The 18499-nt window shown below is 42.9% G+C and carries 19 protein-coding genes; 15 read left to right on the top strand and 4 right to left on the bottom strand.

What is annotated here, in order from left to right:
- Window positions 1–26 precede the first annotated feature (26 nt).
- Complete coding sequence (locus Bovatus_RS19705; RefSeq protein ID WP_004297244.1) at window positions 27–899, top strand: hypothetical protein; 873 nt, start codon at window positions 27–29, stop codon at window positions 897–899.
- A 631-nt stretch (window positions 900–1530) separates the two neighbouring features.
- Here Bovatus_RS19705 and Bovatus_RS19710 read toward each other — a convergent pair.
- Window positions 1531–2400, bottom strand: a complete 870-nt coding sequence (locus Bovatus_RS19710) for an NAD kinase (protein ID WP_052587876.1) — start codon at window positions 2398–2400, stop codon at window positions 1531–1533.
- A gap of 148 nt (window positions 2401–2548) precedes the next feature.
- Between Bovatus_RS19710 and Bovatus_RS19715 the strand changes: the two genes are divergently transcribed.
- The 14 genes from Bovatus_RS19715 (at window position 2549) to folE (ending at window position 14266) form a co-directional block, all read left to right on the top strand.
- Window positions 2549–3265 (top strand): pyridoxine 5'-phosphate synthase, encoded by a 717-nt coding sequence (locus Bovatus_RS19715; RefSeq protein WP_004297247.1) that lies wholly within the window; start codon window positions 2549–2551, stop codon window positions 3263–3265.
- Window positions 3262–3978, top strand: coding sequence for a MotA/TolQ/ExbB proton channel family protein (locus Bovatus_RS19720; protein ID WP_004297248.1), 717 nt, complete (start codon window positions 3262–3264; stop codon window positions 3976–3978). Before Bovatus_RS19715 ends, Bovatus_RS19720 begins: the two co-directional genes overlap by 4 nt.
- Before the next feature lie 7 nt (window positions 3979–3985).
- Window positions 3986–4402 carry an ExbD/TolR family protein gene (locus Bovatus_RS19725; RefSeq protein ID WP_004305499.1) on the top strand — a complete coding sequence of 139 codons (417 nt, stop codon included), beginning with the start codon at window positions 3986–3988 and terminating at the stop codon, window positions 4400–4402.
- A gap of 6 nt (window positions 4403–4408) precedes the next feature.
- On the top strand, window positions 4409–5284 hold the full coding sequence (locus Bovatus_RS19730; RefSeq protein WP_004297250.1) for a cell envelope integrity TolA family protein: 876 nt from the start codon (window positions 4409–4411) through the stop codon (window positions 5282–5284).
- A 27-nt stretch (window positions 5285–5311) separates the two neighbouring features.
- Entirely contained in the window at window positions 5312–5863 is a 552-nt protein-coding gene (locus Bovatus_RS19735; RefSeq protein ID WP_004297251.1) for a DJ-1 family glyoxalase III, read from the top strand.
- 7 nt (window positions 5864–5870) lie between these two features.
- Window positions 5871–6530, top strand: coding sequence for a 2-C-methyl-D-erythritol 4-phosphate cytidylyltransferase (locus Bovatus_RS19740; protein ID WP_004297252.1), 660 nt, complete (start codon window positions 5871–5873; stop codon window positions 6528–6530).
- Complete coding sequence (gene recG, locus Bovatus_RS19745) at window positions 6531–8627, top strand: ATP-dependent DNA helicase RecG (RefSeq protein WP_004323589.1); 2097 nt, start codon at window positions 6531–6533, stop codon at window positions 8625–8627.
- Window positions 8628–8850: 223 nt separating this feature from the next.
- Window positions 8851–9315, top strand: a complete 465-nt coding sequence (gene ndk / locus Bovatus_RS19750) for a nucleoside-diphosphate kinase (protein ID WP_004297255.1) — start codon at window positions 8851–8853, stop codon at window positions 9313–9315.
- A 20-nt stretch (window positions 9316–9335) separates the two neighbouring features.
- The gene (locus Bovatus_RS19755) at window positions 9336–10208 is read left to right on the top strand and encodes a peptidoglycan DD-metalloendopeptidase family protein (RefSeq protein WP_004297256.1); all 873 of its coding nucleotides are present in this window, start codon (window positions 9336–9338) and stop codon (window positions 10206–10208) included.
- A gap of 122 nt (window positions 10209–10330) precedes the next feature.
- Entirely contained in the window at window positions 10331–10873 is a 543-nt protein-coding gene (locus tag Bovatus_RS19760; protein WP_004297257.1) for a DUF1599 domain-containing protein, read from the top strand.
- Window positions 10863–12221, top strand: coding sequence for a BT_3928 family protein (locus Bovatus_RS19765; protein ID WP_004297258.1), 1359 nt, complete (start codon window positions 10863–10865; stop codon window positions 12219–12221). Before Bovatus_RS19760 ends, Bovatus_RS19765 begins: the two co-directional genes overlap by 11 nt.
- A 107-nt stretch (window positions 12222–12328) precedes the next feature.
- A complete protein-coding gene (gene tpiA / locus Bovatus_RS19770) occupies window positions 12329–13084 on the top strand; it encodes a triose-phosphate isomerase (RefSeq protein WP_004297259.1) in 756 nt (251 codons plus the stop codon).
- Between the two features lie 140 nt (window positions 13085–13224).
- Window positions 13225–13668, top strand: coding sequence for an SPOR domain-containing protein (locus Bovatus_RS19775; RefSeq protein WP_004297260.1), 444 nt, complete (start codon window positions 13225–13227; stop codon window positions 13666–13668).
- A gap of 7 nt (window positions 13669–13675) precedes the next feature.
- On the top strand, window positions 13676–14266 hold the full coding sequence (gene folE / locus Bovatus_RS19780; protein WP_004297261.1) for a GTP cyclohydrolase I FolE: 591 nt from the start codon (window positions 13676–13678) through the stop codon (window positions 14264–14266).
- Between the two features lie 29 nt (window positions 14267–14295).
- Here the strand turns inward: folE and dnaG are convergent, their stop codons facing one another.
- From dnaG to Bovatus_RS19795, 3 genes are all read right to left on the bottom strand, one after another.
- Complete coding sequence (gene dnaG, locus Bovatus_RS19785) at window positions 14296–16377, bottom strand: DNA primase (protein ID WP_004297262.1); 2082 nt, start codon at window positions 16375–16377, stop codon at window positions 14296–14298.
- A 106-nt stretch (window positions 16378–16483) separates the two neighbouring features.
- Window positions 16484–17257 (bottom strand): prephenate dehydrogenase, encoded by a 774-nt coding sequence (locus Bovatus_RS19790; protein ID WP_004297263.1) that lies wholly within the window; start codon window positions 17255–17257, stop codon window positions 16484–16486.
- Window positions 17258–17412: 155 nt separating this feature from the next.
- On the bottom strand, window positions 17413–18474 hold the full coding sequence (locus Bovatus_RS19795) for a bifunctional 3-deoxy-7-phosphoheptulonate synthase/chorismate mutase type II (RefSeq protein WP_004297264.1): 1062 nt from the start codon (window positions 18472–18474) through the stop codon (window positions 17413–17415).
- Window positions 18475–18499 lie beyond the last annotated feature (25 nt).

An 18499-nucleotide genomic window follows, 5' to 3' on the forward strand; every position in this document is an offset into this window, starting at 1 on the left:
CACGTTATCAATTCACAACTGAAACTATGAGTAAAAAAAGCCTTCTTATTGCGGCCGTGGCTATCTTGGTGATAGCTATTATTGGTATTACTTATTTATTGTTTACCGAAAAACAAGCTAACCGGGAGTTAGTGCAGGAATTCCAATTAGATAAGGAAGATCTGGAAAACGAATATACCCGTTTTGCACAACAATATGATGAGTTAAAGATGACGATTTCTAATGACTCTTTATCTCAATTACTGGAACAGGAACAATTGAAAACTCAACGTCTCTTGGAAGAACTTCGTACAGTGAAGAGCACGAATGCTACAGAGATCCGTCGTTTAAAGAATGAGTTGGCTACTTTGCGTAAGGTAATGATTGGGTATATTAATCAGATCGACTCTCTGAATAAACTGACTGCACAGCAGAAACAGGTCATAGCTGAAGTGACTCAAAAGTATAATCAGGCTTCACGACAGATCGATAACCTTTCTGAAGAAAAGAAGAATCTGAATAAGAAGGTGACGCTAGCCGCACAACTCGATGCAACTAATATTCGTATCGAACCACGCAATAAACGTGGTAAAGTGGCGAAGAAAGTGAAAGACGTGGTGAAGTTAGCCATCAGTTTCACGGTCGTGAAGAATATAACCGCCGAAAACGGTGAACGTACCATCTATGTACGTATAACCAAACCCGATAATGATGTACTGACCAAGAGTGCATCCAATACTTTCCCTTATGAAAACCGTACATTGGTTTATTCAATTAAGAAGTATATTGAATATAACGGAGAAGAACAGAATATCAATGTGTTTTGGGATGTAGAAGAATTCTTGTATGCCGGAAACTACCGTGTTGATATCTTCGAAGGTGGTAATCTGATTGGTTCGCAGACCTTTATGTTAGATTAATATCGGGGTATTCTTTTTCTCTACCGATATTCTATTTTCTTCTATATTAGCTAACCCGATGGTCTGTTTTTAATATTTCTTCGGGCAACAGTTGTTCTTTTATGGATGAACTGGGGAAAGAACTGCATAAATAATTGCAATAATATACAGAAAATAGGGCGAGCACAGCATGAATTTGCAGACAATATGCAGCTTTTTAATCATGGAAGCCTTCGTTGGATTAAAACCAACGAGATGTCCCTCACCGAGAAAGGATAAGTTCCTCGGTGAGGGACATCTCATTTCTCGGTGAGGAACTCATATAGGAATGATTAGAAGCTATTTTTTTCTCTAGTTTGTATGTAAATAAAGGTAAGGAGAAACTGATAAAATGAATGACTGTTGTCTATAAAAGAATGATTTGCAAGTGTAATCAGTATATTTTAATCTTATTGAGTAAATATAGGGGAAAATAATGTTAATCTGATTTCTGAAGATAGTAAATCCCGGCCCCTTTTCTCTTTAGTTGGAATCTATACCCAATTTGTTGCATTCCCAACAACTTGAATGTCCCTTTTTTTAGAAGTTCTATTTTTAAGTACCGTATAGTTGAATTAGGCGATGAGGAATAACGGTGCATAATGTGAACTGCTTACCGTCTTCCGTCAGCTCCCCACATCATCTTGCTGCGGAGTGTATCGAAAAAAATGTGATTAAAACGTTTCACTACCTTTACGCTGTAATCTGCCCGGCGAATGGTTAGTTGAGTCGTTTCTTTGCAAGTTTCGCTCCTCCCGTCAATGGCGACGAGGAAGTTGTGACTTCTGCTTTCTACATCTAATGTAATCTCCCAGTCATCCCGAATAACGATAGGGCGGACGTTGAGACTATGTGGAGCCACCGGAGTGATGGCAATAGTGTTGGAATGAGGAACGATGATCGGGCCTCCTACACTCAAAGAGTAGGCTGTGGAACCTGTTGGAGTGGCAATTACTAACCCGTCAGCTTGATAAGTATTCAGATACGCGCCATTAATAGCTGTCCGGATACTAATCATAGAGGAGCTGTCCCGTTTGAGAATAGCTATTTCGTTGAGGGCGTAAGGAGAATCTTGGAGATGTTTGTCGTTGCAGATTAACTGAAGTACGCTCCGTTCCTCCACACTATATCTGCCGTTTTGGATTTCATCAAATGTTTCCTCCATTTCTTCCGGTGAAATATCTGCCAGAAATCCTAAACGTCCTGTGTTAATTCCCAAAATAGGGATCCCTTTTCTTCCTACGCGGCGGGCAGCTTTCAGAAACGTTCCGTCGCCTCCGATGCTGATTACCATATCGGCAGTAAAATCATCACCATCAAATAATTGATCTGCTTCAATATCCATATTTTCAGAAACTAGGAATTGATAAAATTCCCTGCACATACCAATCTCTGCTCCTTGTTTCTTTAAAAGTTTAAACAAGGCGACAGCATGAGAAGACTTTTTAGCCTGATAAGTATTTCCAAAAATGGCAAATTTCATAAGCAACATCATTAGTTCAGGATGCAAATTTGGCATTTTTTCTTGGATTTCTACTTTAAATAACCAAAAAAGAGTAGAGAATGCGTTTCGTATTATTAGGCAACTAATAATAATATTTGTATTTTTGCGGCAAATATAACGTAGAACTATGACTAAATTAAGTGTAAACATAAACAAGATTGCTACACTAAGAAATGCTCGCGGGGGAAATGTGCCCGATGTAGTAAAAGTAGCGCTTGATTGTGAATCTTTTGGGGCTGATGGTATCACCGTTCATCCCCGTCCTGACGAGCGTCACATTCGTCGTTCTGATGTATATGACTTGCGTCCTCTGTTGCGGACTGAATTTAATATTGAAGGTTATCCGTCTCCGGAATTTATTGACTTGGTGTTGAAAGTAAAACCTCATCAGGTTACTTTAGTACCCGATGATCCTTCACAGATCACCTCCAATTCAGGTTGGGATACGAAAGCAAATCAGGAATTCCTGACGGAAGTTCTCGATCAGTTTAACAGTGCCGGCATTCGTACTTCCGTTTTTGTGGCAGCCGATCCTGAAATGGTGGAATATGCGGCAAAAGCAGGGGCGGATCGCGTCGAACTGTATACTGAACCTTATGCAACGGACTATCCGAAGAATCCGGAAGCAGCTATCGCTCCTTTTATCGAAGCTGCAAAGACTGCCCGTAAACTGGGTATCGGATTGAACGCCGGTCATGATTTGAGTCTGGTGAATTTAAATTATTTCTATAAAAACATTCCTTGGGTGGATGAAGTGTCTATCGGACATGCGTTGATTAGCGATGCACTGTATCTGGGACTCGAACGTACCATTCAGGAATATAAAAACTGTTTACGCTCATGAATGCAATGATCTTGTTAGCCCAAGGGGCTATGAATATGGCCGACTCACTGGCTACTGCCAACCCCGTGCTGACGGAGGTAAACGCTCCGGAAATGAACATGCTTGATATGGCTGTCAAGGGTGGATGGATTATGATTGTATTGGGCGTACTGTCGGTTATCTGTTTCTATATCCTGTTTGAACGTAACTACATGATTCGCAAAGCAGGAAAAGAGGACCCCATGTTTATGGAACGGATTAAAGACTATATTCATAGTGGAGAGATCAAAGCGGCTATTAACTATTGCCGTACGATGAATACCCCTTCGGCACGTATGATAGAAAAAGGAATCAGCCGTCTGGGACGTCCTATTAACGATGTGCAGGTAGCTATTGAGAATGTGGGTAACATTGAAGTTGCAAAGTTGGAAAAAGGACTAACTGTGATGGCAACTATTTCCGGAGGTGCTCCAATGCTCGGATTTCTCGGTACGGTGACCGGTATGGTACGTGCATTCTACGAAATGGCGAATGCCGGAAGTGGAAACATTGATATCACTTTGCTTTCGGGAGGTATCTATGAAGCTATGATTACAACGGTCGGTGGTCTGATTGTCGGTATCATCGCTATGTTTGCCTATAATTATCTGGTGATGCTGGTAGACCGTGTGGTAAATAAAATGGAATCTCGTACAATGGAGTTCATGGACCTGTTGAACGAGCCTGCAAAATAATTGGCAGATGGGATTAAAAAGAAGAAATAGAGTATCGCCCAATTTCAGCATGGCCTCCATGACGGACGTCATCTTCCTGTTGCTGATATTCTTTATGATAACCTCTACGGTGGTGTCGCCCAATGCCATAAAGGTATTGTTGCCTCAAGGCAAGCAGCAGACTTCGGCCAAGCCGCTGACAAGAGTGGTTATCGATAAGGACTTGAATTTCTATGCCGCTTTCGGCAATGAAAAAGAGCAGCCGGTGGCGCTGAACGATCTGACTTCATTTTTGCAGAGTTGTGCAGAGAAGGAACCGGAAATGTATGTGGCATTGTATGCAGATGAATCGGTACCTTATCGTGAGATTGTAAGGGTATTGAACATTGCAAACGAGAATCATTTTAAGATGGTGCTGGCTACCCGCCCGCCTGAAAATAAATAAGAAACAATGGACAGAAGAAAAAAGGGTGAATACATAGGAGCGCTCGGTGCACTGTTGGTGCATGTGGCAGTGATTGCTCTTTTGATTCTGGTGAGCTTTACTGTCCCCCAACCGGATGAAGATGCAGGCGGAGTGCCTGTGATGCTGGGGAATGTGGATACAGCGAGCGGCTTTGATGATCCTTCTCTGGTAGATGTGGATATTATGGATGAAGATGCGGCAGCACCGCCTGCGGAAACAGAACCGCAACTCCCTTCTGAACAGGATTTACTGACACAGACTGAAGAGGAAACGGTCACTTTGAAGCCTAAGACGGAAGAACCGAAAAAAGAGACGGTGAAACCTAAAGAGGTGGTCAAGCCGAAAGAACCGGTGAAGAAGCCGGAAAAAACGGAAGCGGAAAAAGCTGCAGAAGCGAAACGACTGGCAGAAGAAAAAGCGGAACGTGAACGTAAGGCTGCCGAAGAAGCTGCCAGAAAGAGGGTGTCCGGTGCGTTTGGAAAAGGAGCGCAAATGACAGGAAATAAAGGAACAGCGGCTAGTGGCACGGGAACCGAAGGTAGCAAGGAGGGTAACTCTTCTACCGGAGCGAAGACCGGAACCGGAGGTTATGGAACATTTGACCTTGGCGGACGTTCTTTAGGTACGGGCAGTTTACCGAAGCCTGCATATAACGTGCAGGAAGAAGGACGTGTAGTGGTGAATATCACAGTGAATCCTGCAGGACAAGTGGTGTCTACCAGCATCAGTCCTCAAACGAACACTGTAAATTCTGCTTTACGTAAGGCAGCGGAGGATGCAGCTAAGAAAGCCCGTTTTAATACGATCGATGGAGTGAATAACCAGACAGGGACAATCACCTATTATTTTAACTTGAGATAGTATCATTAACCAAATATATTAAGCATTATGGGAACTGTATACGCTTTTTTTGCAGATGGTTTTGAAGAAATTGAAGCCTTTACTGCTATTGACACGTTGAGACGTGCCGGACTGAATGTAGAAATCGTATCCGTTACACCGGATGAAATTGTAGTAGGAGCACATGATGTATCCGTTCTTTGCGATATCAATTTCGAGAATTGTGATTTCTTTGATGCTGAACTTTTGTTGTTGCCGGGAGGAATGCCGGGAGCTGCTACACTTGACAAGCACGAAGGATTGCGCAAATTGATCCTTGATTTTGCTGCAAAAGGTAAACCTATTGCTGCCATTTGTGCTGCTCCGATGGTGTTGGGTAAACTGGGACTGCTGAAAGGAAAGAAGGCTACCTGTTATCCGAGTTTCGAACAATATCTGGATGGTGCCGAATGTGTAAATGCACATGTCGTACGTGATGGAAACATCATTACGGGTATGGGACCGGGTGCTGCTATGGAATTTGCCTTGACAATCGTTGACCTGTTGGTAGGTAAAGAAAAAGTAGACGAACTGGTAGAAGCGATGTGCGTTAAACGCTAAACCGTCCATGAAGAAATATGTAATCATTGTCGCCGGTGGAAAGGGCTTGCGAATGGGAAGTGATCTTCCCAAACAATTCCTTCCCATGGGTGATAAACCTGTGTTGATGCATACCCTGGAAGTCTTCAGGAGATATGACGAGGCACTTCAAATCATATTGGTGCTTCCGCAGGAGCAACAAAGTTTCTGGAAGCAACTTTGCGATGAACATCATTTTACGGTAAAACATGTCCTTGCAGAAGGAGGTGAAACACGTTTCCATTCCGTAAAGAACGGGCTGGCACTGGTGCAAGAGCCGGGATTGGTGGGAGTGCATGATGGAGTACGCCCGTTTGTATCAGTAGAAGTGATTCGCCGTTGTTATGAGTTGGCAGAGGTGCAAAAAGCAGTGATTCCTGTGGTGGATGTAGTAGAGACGCTTCGCCATTTGACAGATGCCGGAAGTGAAACAGTCAGCCGGATTGATTATAAACTGGTGCAAACGCCGCAAGTGTTTGATGTAGAGTTGCTGCAACAAGCCTATGCCCAGGAATTTACCCCCTTCTTTACAGATGATGCTTCCGTTGTGGAAGCGATGGGAATGCCCGTTTATCTGGCAGAAGGCAACCGTGAAAATATAAAAATAACAACTCCTTTCGATTTAAAAGTAGGGAGTGCTCTTTTATAAATGTTCGATTTAGCCACACGCGACATAAAATTTATCTCCGGTGTAGGCCCTCAAAAAGCCGCTGTATTAAATAAGGAGTTGGAAATCTATTCCTTGCACGATTTAATTTATTATTTCCCTTATAAATATATTGACCGGAGCCGCATCTATTACATTCATGAAATAGATGGCAATATGCCGTATATCCAGTTGAAAGGAGAAATCCTCGGTTTCGAGACCATTGGTGAAGGACGGCAGCGCCGTTTGACAGCGCATTTTTCGGATGGTACAGGAGTCGTGGATTTGGTGTGGTTTCAAGGTATAAAGTACATCTTGGGAAAGTATAAACTTCACGAGGAATATATTATTTTCGGCAAACCTACTGTTTTCAACGGACGTATCAATGTGGCGCATCCTGATGTAGACAAACCGGATGATTTGAAACTTTCCTCGGTGGGGCTGCAACCTTATTATAGTACGACGGAGAAGATGAAACGCAGTTTCCTCAACTCTCACGCGATTGAGAAGATGATGGCAACGGTGATTCAGCAGATACAGGAGCCTCTACCTGAAACACTTTCTCCCAAGTTGCTGACGGAGCATCATTTGATGCCTTTGACGGAAGCGCTCTGGAATATCCACTTTCCAACCAATCCTGACGTCCTCCGTCGGGCACAATACCGTCTTAAATTTGAAGAACTGTTTTATGTTCAGTTAAACATTCTCCGATATGCCAAAGACAGGCAGAAAAGGTATCGTGGATACATCTTTGAAAAAGTGGGAGATGTGTTCAATACATTTTATACAAAGAATCTTCCTTTCCAACTGACGGGTGCGCAGAAACGGGTGTTGAAAGAGATACGGAACGATGTCGGCAGTGGCAGACAGATGAATCGCCTTTTGCAGGGAGATGTAGGAAGCGGAAAAACACTGGTTGCCTTGATGAGTATGTTGCTGGCATTGGATAATGGCTATCAGGCTTGTATGATGGCACCTACCGAAATCCTGGCAAACCAGCACTACGAAACCATCAAGGAATTGCTTTTTGGCATGGACATTCGTGTTGAGCTACTGACAGGTTCGATTAAAGGAAAAAGGAGAGAAGCGATTCTGACAGGATTGTTGACCGGAGATGTGAAGATATTAATAGGCACACATGCCGTTATTGAAGATACTGTCAATTTCTCTTCTTTAGGCTTCGTTGTGATTGACGAACAACATCGTTTTGGCGTGGCTCAACGTGCCCGTCTTTGGAGTAAGAATGTTCAACCTCCGCATGTACTTGTAATGACTGCCACTCCCATTCCCCGTACGTTGGCGATGACTTTGTACGGTGACTTGGACGTGTCTGTTATCGATGAACTTCCACCCGGAAGAAAACCGATTACTACTATCCATCAATTCGACAATCGCCGGGAAAGCATGTATCGTTCGGTACGTAAGCAGATCGACGAAGGACGCCAGGTTTATATTGTCTATCCGCTGATTAAAGAGAGCGAAAAGATTGATTTGAAGAATCTTGAAGAAGGGTATCAGCATATTCTGGAAGAGTTTCCGAAGTGTACGGTTTGTAAAGTGCATGGTAAAATGAAACCAGCCGAGAAGGATGAGCAAATGCAGCTTTTTGTTTCGGGTAAAGCGCAGATTATGGTGGCTACTACTGTCATTGAGGTGGGAGTGAACGTTCCGAATGCTTCGGTTATGATTATTGAAAATGCAGAACGTTTCGGGTTATCACAGTTACATCAGTTGCGCGGTCGAGTAGGGCGTGGAGCAGAACAGTCTTATTGTATTCTGGTGACGAATTACAAGTTGACGGAGGATACCCGGAAACGATTGGAAATCATGGTGCGCACCAATGATGGCTTTGAAATAGCAGAAGCCGATTTGAAATTGCGTGGTCCCGGTGATCTTGAAGGTACACAGCAAAGCGGTATCGCTTTCGATTTGAAGATCGCGGATATTGTCCGCGACGGTCAACTGTTGCAATACGTTCGTGCTATAGCTGAAAGTATTGTAGAACAAGACCCTGCAGCACAAAGTCCGGAGAACGAAATCTTATGGCGACAGCTTAAAGCCTTACGGAAAACGAATGTTAACTGGGCTGCCATAAGCTGAAAAACGGTTAAACATGCAGTTTATTTGCGTAAATGTGTTGCAAAACATATTTCGGCTCTATTCTCCCTATTTATAGGAGTTTAACGACCTGATTCCTCTTCCTTTTCGTTCTAAGCATCTGAAAAATAGTTAATAACTTCCTTGCCATTTCGTAGGAAAACACTATCTTTGGAAGAATTTTTTTAGTAAATGTATTGTTTAACCATTTGCAAAGTCGAGTATTATGCTTGAAAAAACGCTGGTCATTTTAAAACCGTGTACCCTTCAACGGGGATTGGTTGGTGAGATTACTCATCGCTTTGAGCGTAAAGGATTACGGTTGGCTGGCATGAAGATGATGCAACTGACTGATGAATTGTTGAGCGAACATTATGCCCACCTTAGCGGCAAATCCTTCTTTCAGCGTGTGAAAGATTCGATGATGACAGCTCCTGTCATTGTTTGTTGTTTCGAAGATGTGGATGCTATTCAAACAGTCCGTACGTTGGCGGGACCAACTAATGGACGTCTGGCTGCCCCGGGTACCATTCGTGGGGATTACAGCATGAGCTTTCAGGAAAATATAGTTCATGCTTCTGATTCTCCGGAGACTGCGGCTATTGAATTAAAGAGATTTTTTAAACCGGAAGAAATATTCGATTACAAGCAGGCAACATTTAACTACCTGTATGCAAATGACGAATATTAAATAGAATTGATAAAAAAGGAATGAATTTCAATTGCATTATTAAAACAGGATTGGTCGCTGTTGCGGCTATGGTCAGCTTGAGCTCTTTCTCACAAGACCTGATTGCCCGCCAGGCACCGATAGACAAAAAATTAAAATCAGTAGATTCTTTGGCATTGCAGAAGCAAATCCGTGCCGAACAATCCGAATATCCCGCTTTAAGTCTTTATCCGAATTGGAATAATCAATATGCGCATTCTTATGGAAATGCGATTATTCCGGAAACATATACAATTGACCTGACGGGTTTTCGTATGCCGACTCCGAGTACAAAAATAACTTCGCCTTTTGGCCCGCGTTGGAGAAGAATGCATAATGGCCTTGATTTAAAAGTTAATATCGGTGATACGATTGTTTCTGCTTTTGATGGTAAGGTACGTATTGTGAAATATGAACGCAGAGGGTACGGTAAATATGTAGTCATTCGTCACGATAATGGATTGGAAACTATATATGGACACTTGTCTAAGCAGTTGGTTGAAGAAAATCAGTTGGTAAAAGCTGGTGAACCGATCGGGTTGGGTGGTAACACCGGACGTTCTACAGGTTCGCATCTTCATTTCGAAACCCGCTTCCTGGGAATTGCAATTAATCCGATTTATATGTTTGACTTTCCAAAACAGGATATCGTTGCCGATACTTATACGTTCCGCAAAACAAAAGGTGTGAAACGTGCAGGCTCTCATGATACCCAAGTGGCTGACGGTACTATCCGTTATCATAAGGTGAAGAGTGGCGATACATTGTCCCGCATTGCTAAATTGCGTGGCGTATCAGTCAGCACGCTTTGCAAACTGAATCGTATCAAACCGACCACTACTTTGCGTATCGGACAGGTTTTGCGTTGTTCATAAAAAATATAGCTTATAAAACAGTAATACAATATCTTTAGGAGAGGGCACTTTAATATAATTTAGAGTGCCCTCTTTCTGTTTTTACTTAATTATTGTTACCTTTGCGCACTATTTGGAAGAAGATGAAAGATACCAAGCAACAATTTGAACATGTCATCGCTTTGTGCCGTGACTTATTTTCCAAGAAGCTGCACGATTACGGGCCTGCATGGCGTATCCTGCGTCCGGCTTCGGTGACTGACCAGATTTTTATTAAAGCCAATCGGATTCGTAGTATTGAAACCAAAGGAGTGACCTTGATTGATGAGGGAATCCGTGCTGAGTTTATTGCGATTGTCAATTATGGCATTGTCGGGCTCATCCAGTTGGAATTGGGTTATGCCGAGTCTGCCGACATCAGCAATGAAGAAGCGATGGCTTTATACGATAAGTATGCAAAAGAGGCATTAGACCTGATGCTTGCCAAAAACCATGATTATGATGAAGCCTGGCGGAGCATGCGTGTCAGCTCTTACACAGACTTGATCTTGATGAAGATTTACCGTACCAAGCAGATTGAGAGCCTGGCCGGCAACACATTGGTGTCAGAGGGAATTGATGCCAATTATATGGATATGATTAATTACTCTGTTTTCGGACTGATTAAGATAGAATTTGAAGGATAAGAACTTACATATCATTCAGGAGGTAGTGGCGAATACGTGTCGCTTTCTTTTGGCGGCATCGTTCATCTTTTCCGGATTTGTAAAGGCAGTTGATCCACTGGGGTTCCAGTATAAGATCCAGGATTATCTGACCGCATTCGGAATGGCTTCCTGGTTCCCTTCATTCTTCCCTTTATTGGGAGGCATCATCTTGTCAGCCGTTGAGTTTTTTATCGGTATCTCCTTATTTTTTGCTACCAGAAGAACATTGGCTACTTCGTTGGCTTTGATGCTGATGATTTTCATGACACCACTGACCTTGTATCTTGCCATCTTTGATCCGGTTTCGGACTGTGGCTGTTTTGGAGATGCCTGGGTGTTGACGAACTGGGAGACATTCGGTAAGAATATAGTTCTGCTGTTTGCAGCAATGATGGCTTTCCGTCACAGAAGGATGCTGGTTCGTTTTATCAGTGTGAAAATGGAGTGGCTGGTTTCTCTCTATACGTTGTTCTTTGTATTTACTTTGTCGTTCTATTGTCTGGACCGTCTGCCTGTTTTAGACTTTCGTCCTTACAAGATCGGAAAGAATATTCTGGAAGGAATGACAATGCCCGAAGGAGCGAAACCGAGTGTATATGAAAGCATCTTTATCTTGGAAAAGAACGGAGAGAAGAAAGAATTTACGTTGGATAACTATCCGGATAGTACCTGGACATTTGTCGACACACGGACAATCCTGAAGGAAAAAGGATATGAACCGGCTATTCACGATTTCTCTATGATTGATCTGAATACGGGCGAGGATATAACAGACGATGTATTGACGGATATAGGATACACCTTCCTGTTGGTTGCCCATCGGATTGAAGAGGCGGATGATAGTAACATTGATTTGATTAATGAGATATATGACTATTCGGTGGAGCATGGCTATAAGTTTTATTGCCTCACTTCTTCACCGGAAGAACAGATCGAATTGTGGAAGGACAAGACGGGAGCCGAATATCCTTTCTGTCAGATGGATGATATTACATTAAAGACGATGGTTCGTTCCAATCCGGGATTGATACTGATTAAGAACGGAACAATTTTGAATAAATGGAGCGATGAGGATATACCGGATGAATATGTGCTGACGGACAAACTGGAAAATCTGTCGTTAGGAAAGCAGAAGGTGAGCAGTGACACTCATACGGTAGGATATGTATTCTTATGGTTTGTTATTCCATTGTTGTTAGTGCTTGGGGTGGATGTTTTGGTCGTTCGCCGCAGAGAACGGAAAAACGCGAAGCGGAAGCAACAAGAGGAAGAGATGAAAAGCAAAGAATTAAAAACGGAGAATCCGAAAATAGAAGAACAAGAATAAAAAAAATAAATGATAACGAGCGGCCTCTGTAACGAACGCTAATTCCGATCGTTCAATTGTCAATCGTGAAATCGTAAATTTATTAACCCTTTAAAATAAAAAACAAAATGAGAAAGAACATTGTTGCAGGAAACTGGAAAATGAACAAAACCCTTCAAGAGGGTATCGCTTTGGCTAAAGAATTGAACGAAGCATTGGCTAACGAAAAGCCTAACTGTGATGTAATCATCTGTACTCCGTTTATCCACCTGGCTTCTGTTACTCCGTTGGTAGACGCTGCAAAGATCGGTGTAGGTGCTGAAAACTGTGCAGACAAAGCTTCAGGTGCATATACAGGTGAAGTTTCAGCTGAAATGGTTGCTTCTACAGGTGCAAAATATGTAATTCTGGGACACTCTGAACGTCGTGCATACTACGGTGAAACAGTTGCTATCCTGGAAGAAAAAGTAAAATTGGCTTTGGCTAACGGTCTGACTCCGATTTTCTGTATCGGTGAAGTGTTGGAAGAACGCGAAGCTAACAAGCAGAACGAAGTGGTAGCTGCACAGATGGAATCTGTATTCTCTCTGTCTGCTGAAGACTTCTCTAAGATTGTATTGGCTTACGAACCGGTTTGGGCTATCGGTACAGGTAAAACTGCTTCTCCTGAACAAGCACAGGAAATCCATGCTTTCATCCGTTCTATCGTAGCTAACAAGTATGGTAAAGAAATCGCAGACAATACTTCTATCCTTTACGGTGGTAGTTGCAAACCTTCTAACGCTAAAGAACTGTTCGCTAACCCGGACGTTGATGGTGGTTTGATTGGTGGTGCTGCTTTGAAAGTATCTGATTTCAAAGGTATCATTGATGCCTTCAATTAAATGATAGTTGATAAATGATAGTTGATAGTTGCTATGTAGTATAGCCTGCTATCGACTATCGTTTATCTTTTCAACTATCATTTTCCGACTGTCATTCTCTAACTGTCATTTATCATTTATCAACAATCAACTGTTTAATAATGAAAGTTTTACTTACCCTATTGTTTGTTTTGACAGCTACTTTTGCGCAAGCGCAAAGTATTATCAAGAGTTTGGAACGTAACATTCCGGGGCAAGGAAAGGTGACTATCCATCAAGATCCCCGCATCGAGGCTCTGATAGGTATGGAACGTCCTGCAACAGGTGAACAGAAAGTAATAAAGACTTCCGGATTCAGAATCCAGGCGTATGCCGGTAACAATACTCGTCAGGCGAAGAATGATGCTTATCATGTAGCATCGCGTGTGAAAGAGTATTTTCCTGAATTGACGGTATATACTTCGTTCAATCCGCCTCGTTGGCTTTGTCGTGTAGGTGATTTCCGTAGCATTGAAGAAGCGGACGCAATGATGCGTCGGTTGAAAGCTACCGGTGTGTTTAAAGAGGTTTCTATTGTAAGAGACCAGATCAATATTCCTTTATAATTGTATCATGTTAGAAAAAGAAGAAATTGTTTCTCCGAATCTGGAGGAGTTAAAGAGTCATTATCGTAGTATTATAACTTTGTTGGGTGAAGATGCCGAAAGGGAAGGGTTATTGAAAACTCCGGAACGGGTGGCTAAGGCGATGTTAAGCTTGACGAAAGGGTATCACATGGACCCTCACGAAGTGCTTCGCTCCGCTAAATTCCAGGAAGAATATAGCCAGATGGTGATTGTGAAAGATATCGATTTCTTCTCTCTTTGTGAACATCACATGTTGCCGTTCTACGGAAAGGCGCACGTGGCTTATATTCCTAATGGCTATATCACAGGGTTGAGTAAGATTGCCCGTGTAGTCGATATATTCTCTCATCGTCTGCAAGTGCAGGAACGCATGACACTGCAAATCAAAGAGTGCATTCAGGAAACGCTGAATCCACTGGGAGTAATGGTGGTGGTGGAAGCCAAACACATGTGTATGCAGATGCGTGGTGTAGAAAAACAAAACTCTATTACTACTACTTCTGACTTTACCGGAGCTTTCAATCAGGCAAAGACTCGTGAAGAGTTTATGAATCTGATTCAACACGGAAGAGTATAATCTATTTTCTGCTCACTAAACAAATAAGTTTATCGTAAAACGACGCGATCTCCCAACCGCTTTGCCATGATGCTTTGTACGGTTCTCAACTCATTATAGCGTTGCATAAGTGAGTCGCATTTCTCATTATCATGGGCAAGAGCAGGATCTTGGAGAGCATAAAGCATGTGCTTCAATTCCTCTGTTACGATTGCATACTTGAAGTTAATCATTAACATCGGAACCATTTCATAGAGCCGCTCTTCATCCGTCACAATCTTTTGGGACTTGGAGTGATACTTACTAAGCTGATAACGCACATTAATCAAGTCTACACTCAATTTACTGATTACCGGATCAGGATGTGCCAGGAAATAACGTTCGGCAATGAAGTTGGAATCGTGCATGTGTGCAGCAGCTTCCGATAACATTTGGCGGTGCAGCGGATTATGGAAGGCTAACTCATCCTCTTTCAGATCATTAACCACATATTCTATGACGGTTACCGGAATTTCGTTTCCTTCTTCATCGGTCAGGTTACACATGATTTTCTCTCCATAACGAACTACCGCCTGTAATATCAGTCGCTCGAATTTGTAGAATTCCTGCCCTTCCTTTCCTTCCTGCGGAATAAAGGAAGCATAACTGTCTTCCTGCAGAGCAGGAGGAACATCTGTATATCCGCCATCCACTTCAGGAGGTAACGGAATATCTCCATTAGGCATTGGAACATCTTCAGGAGATGTGCTGCCCTGTGACATCATAGCCGTTCTTTCAGCCATCCGGCGTTCCCGTTCCGTTTGTTCAGCTCGCTTCTCTGCTTGAGTTTCCCGTCTTTTGGCAACTTCTGATACTAGCAGCTTATCTTCTACATGAAGTAGCTGCGCGCATTCTTTGATATAGACGTCTCTGACAATTGCTTCAGGGATGACAGAAATACTTTGCACCAGATTACCAATCAGTTCCGCACGCTTGATGGGATCTTTTCCTGCATCCTCCAGTAGCAAGTTCGTTTTGAAGCGGATAAAGTCCGTTTCATGTTCCGAGATAAAAGTCTGAAATTCCGTTGAGTTGTGCTTGCGGGCAAAAGAGTCCGGGTCGTCCCCATCGGGAAGAAGACAGACTTTGATATTCATACCTTCCTCCAATAACATGTCAATTCCCCGGATAGAAGCCTTGATACCTGCTGCGTCGCCGTCGTAAAGCACAGTCATGTTGTTGGTAAACCGGTGAATCATACGGATTTGTCCCGGTGTAAGGGCTGTTCCCGAGGAAGCAACCACATTCTCTATGCCGGATTGATGCATGGAGATTACGTCCGTGTAGCCTTCAACCAAAAAGCAACGGTCTTGTTTTACAATAGCCTGTTTGGCAAAATATATACCGTATAACTCGTTACTTTTGTGGTAGATTTCCGATTCGGGCGAATTGACGTATTTGACTTTAACCCCTTTCGTTGCACTGGCAAGTACACGTCCGCCAAAAGCCACCACTTTGCCGGAAAGCGTATGTACAGGGAAAATAACACGTCCCCAAAAACGATCCCGTAACCGGTGGTCGTCCGTTTCGTAGCAAAGTCCTGTTTTTACCAAGTACTCTTTCTTATATCCTTTTTGGATTGCTTCTTTGGCGAATGCATCGTGGGCTTCAGTGCAGTAACCTAATTGGAATTTCTCAATGATGTCGTCGCGAAAGCCACGGTTGCGGAAATAGGCCATACCGATGCTACGCCCGTCTACATGATTTTTTAGTATATTCTGGAAATAGTCGCGTGCAAAGTTATTAACGATAAACAGACTTTCGCGTTCGCTTTGCACAAACTTCTCTTCATCGCTTAATTCCCGCTCCTTGATTTCAATATTATATTTCTTGGCAAGGTACTTCAATGCTTCCGGATAAGACATCTGCTCGTGTTCCATAATGAAATGCACGGCATTTCCACCTTTTCCACAAGCAAAACATTTGCATAATCCTTTGGCGGGAGAGACATAAAAAGAAGGGGTTTTATCACTGTGGAACGGACATAAACCGACATAATTGACACCACGTTTGCGCAGGGTGACAAAATCCGAAACGACATCCATAATTTGTGCCGCGTCCAATATCCGGTCTATGGTAACTTGATCTATCATTCTTTCTCCTGTGAATCCGTTTTTGCGGATACAAAGGTACACATAAAAAAATCCCCTGCAAAGAACTTTTTTGCAGGGGATCGTTAAATCTTGGCACCGGTATTGATTATTTAATCTTTTCCCGGATCTTCGTCAGATACTTTTTCATACCTTCCGCATCCTTGTTTTCGATGATTTCGAGAAGGTTTTTCAACTCTGTCCGGATATTAGTCACTTGTCCCGGAGTGCGTGGGTTGAACAGTATTTCCTGAAGCAGGTAATCATCTTCGCTTAGCAGCCCTTTGGCGATTGCCATGTGCTTTTTGAACGTAGTTCCCGGGGCTTCCTGATGTTTCATTACGGCAGCAAATACGAACGTCGATACGAACGGAATAGAAAGCGAGTAGGCTACTGTTTCGTCGTGCTCATCAAATGTATATTCGAAGATGTTCAACCGTAATGTCTGGTAGAGGTCTTTGAAGAATATTTTTCCCAGGTGGTCGCCTTCACTGATAATGATGGCATTTTCACTGCTTAGATTGCTAAGACTTGCGAAAGTCGGGCCAAACATAGGGTGACTGGAAACGTAGCGGAAACCACTTTCTTCGTAGAACTTCTTCAATCCTGTTTTTACAGAGGCAATGTCACTAATGATACAGTCTTTCGGTAATACAGGCAGTATTTTGCGAAAGGCATCCAACGTGTACTTCACTGTAACAGCATTAATAACCAGTTCCGGTTCAAATTCCTTAATCTCCTCCAATGTAGTGAAACGATACGTGTTATAGACGAAACGCAACTGGTGCGGGTTGACGTCGAACACGGCCGTCTCGTGTTGAAAGCTCAAAATATCAGTAAAGAAGGAGCCCATTTTACCAGCTCCAAGGATTAATATTCTCATAATGTTTATTATTTAGTGAGAGTGTGTCAAAACACAAATTATCGCAGATTATTTCAACTATATTGATATATTAATCAACGACTTATAAAATTATTTCTGCGATAATTTGCGTTAATCTGCGTTTTATTATTCATTATGACACACCTTCACTCTAACTACTTATTAATAATTTCCATCTGTTGACGAACTGATTCTTCGTGGATGGCTTCGAAAATCTTCTTCATAAACTCGCTGTCCATACCGCATTGTTCGCCCTGCGCGCCACGTTTTTCCAGAATCTCATTGTAACGTCCGGCTTGAAGAACTGTGATTCCGTGCTCCTTTTTGTAAGTACCGATTTCACGGGCCACACGCATTCTTTTTGCTAATTCCTGAATGATATTGTCGTCACATTCATCAATCTGTTTACGGAGTTGTGCCAGACTTTCGGTAGACTGTGTTTCCGTACGGATTACCAACAGATTGAGGATATAGTCGAGTACGTCCGGAGTAACTTGTTGAGAAGCATCGCTCCATGCGCAATCCGGGTTGCAGTGGCTTTCTACAATCAGACCGTCGAAATTCAAGTCCATAGCCTGTTGGCAAAGCGGTGCAACCAACTCACGTTTTCCACCGATATGGCTCGGATCACAGAAAATCGGAAGATTAGGGATGCGGCGGCGCAGTTCGATAGGAATATGCCATTGGGGAAGATTCCGATAGATCTTTTTGTCATAACTGCTGAAACCTCGGTGGATAGCACCCAGACGCTTCAAACCAGCGTTGTTGATACGTTCCAGTGCTCCGATCCATAATTCGAGATCCGGGTTCACCGGGTTCTTAACCAATACAGGGATATCAACCCCTTTCAGTGCGTCAGCGATTTCCTGTACGGCGAAAGGATTGGCAGTGGTGCGTGCACCTACCCAAAGAATATCGATTCCCGCTTTCAGACATTCGTAAACGTGTTTGGCTGTTGCTACCTCTGTAGAAACATACATTCCAGTTTCTTTCTTCACCTCTTTCAACCAGGCAAGACCTTCTACACCGATACCTTCGAAACCTCCCGGTTTGGTACGCGGCTTCCAGATTCCGGCACGATATATTTTTTGTCCTTTAGCAGCCAGTTGTTTGGCTGTATCCATTACTTGTTCTTCTGTTTCTGCGCTACACGGGCCGGCAATGACAATCGGTCTTTTAGCTTCAACGCCCGGTAATAAAATTGATTCGAGTTCCATATTCTTATTTGTTTTTATTCTTTTA

Origin of the sequence: Bacteroides ovatus (assembly GCF_001314995.1) — a bacterium.
GTDB classification, from domain to species: Bacteria; Bacteroidota; Bacteroidia; order Bacteroidales; family Bacteroidaceae; genus Bacteroides; species Bacteroides ovatus.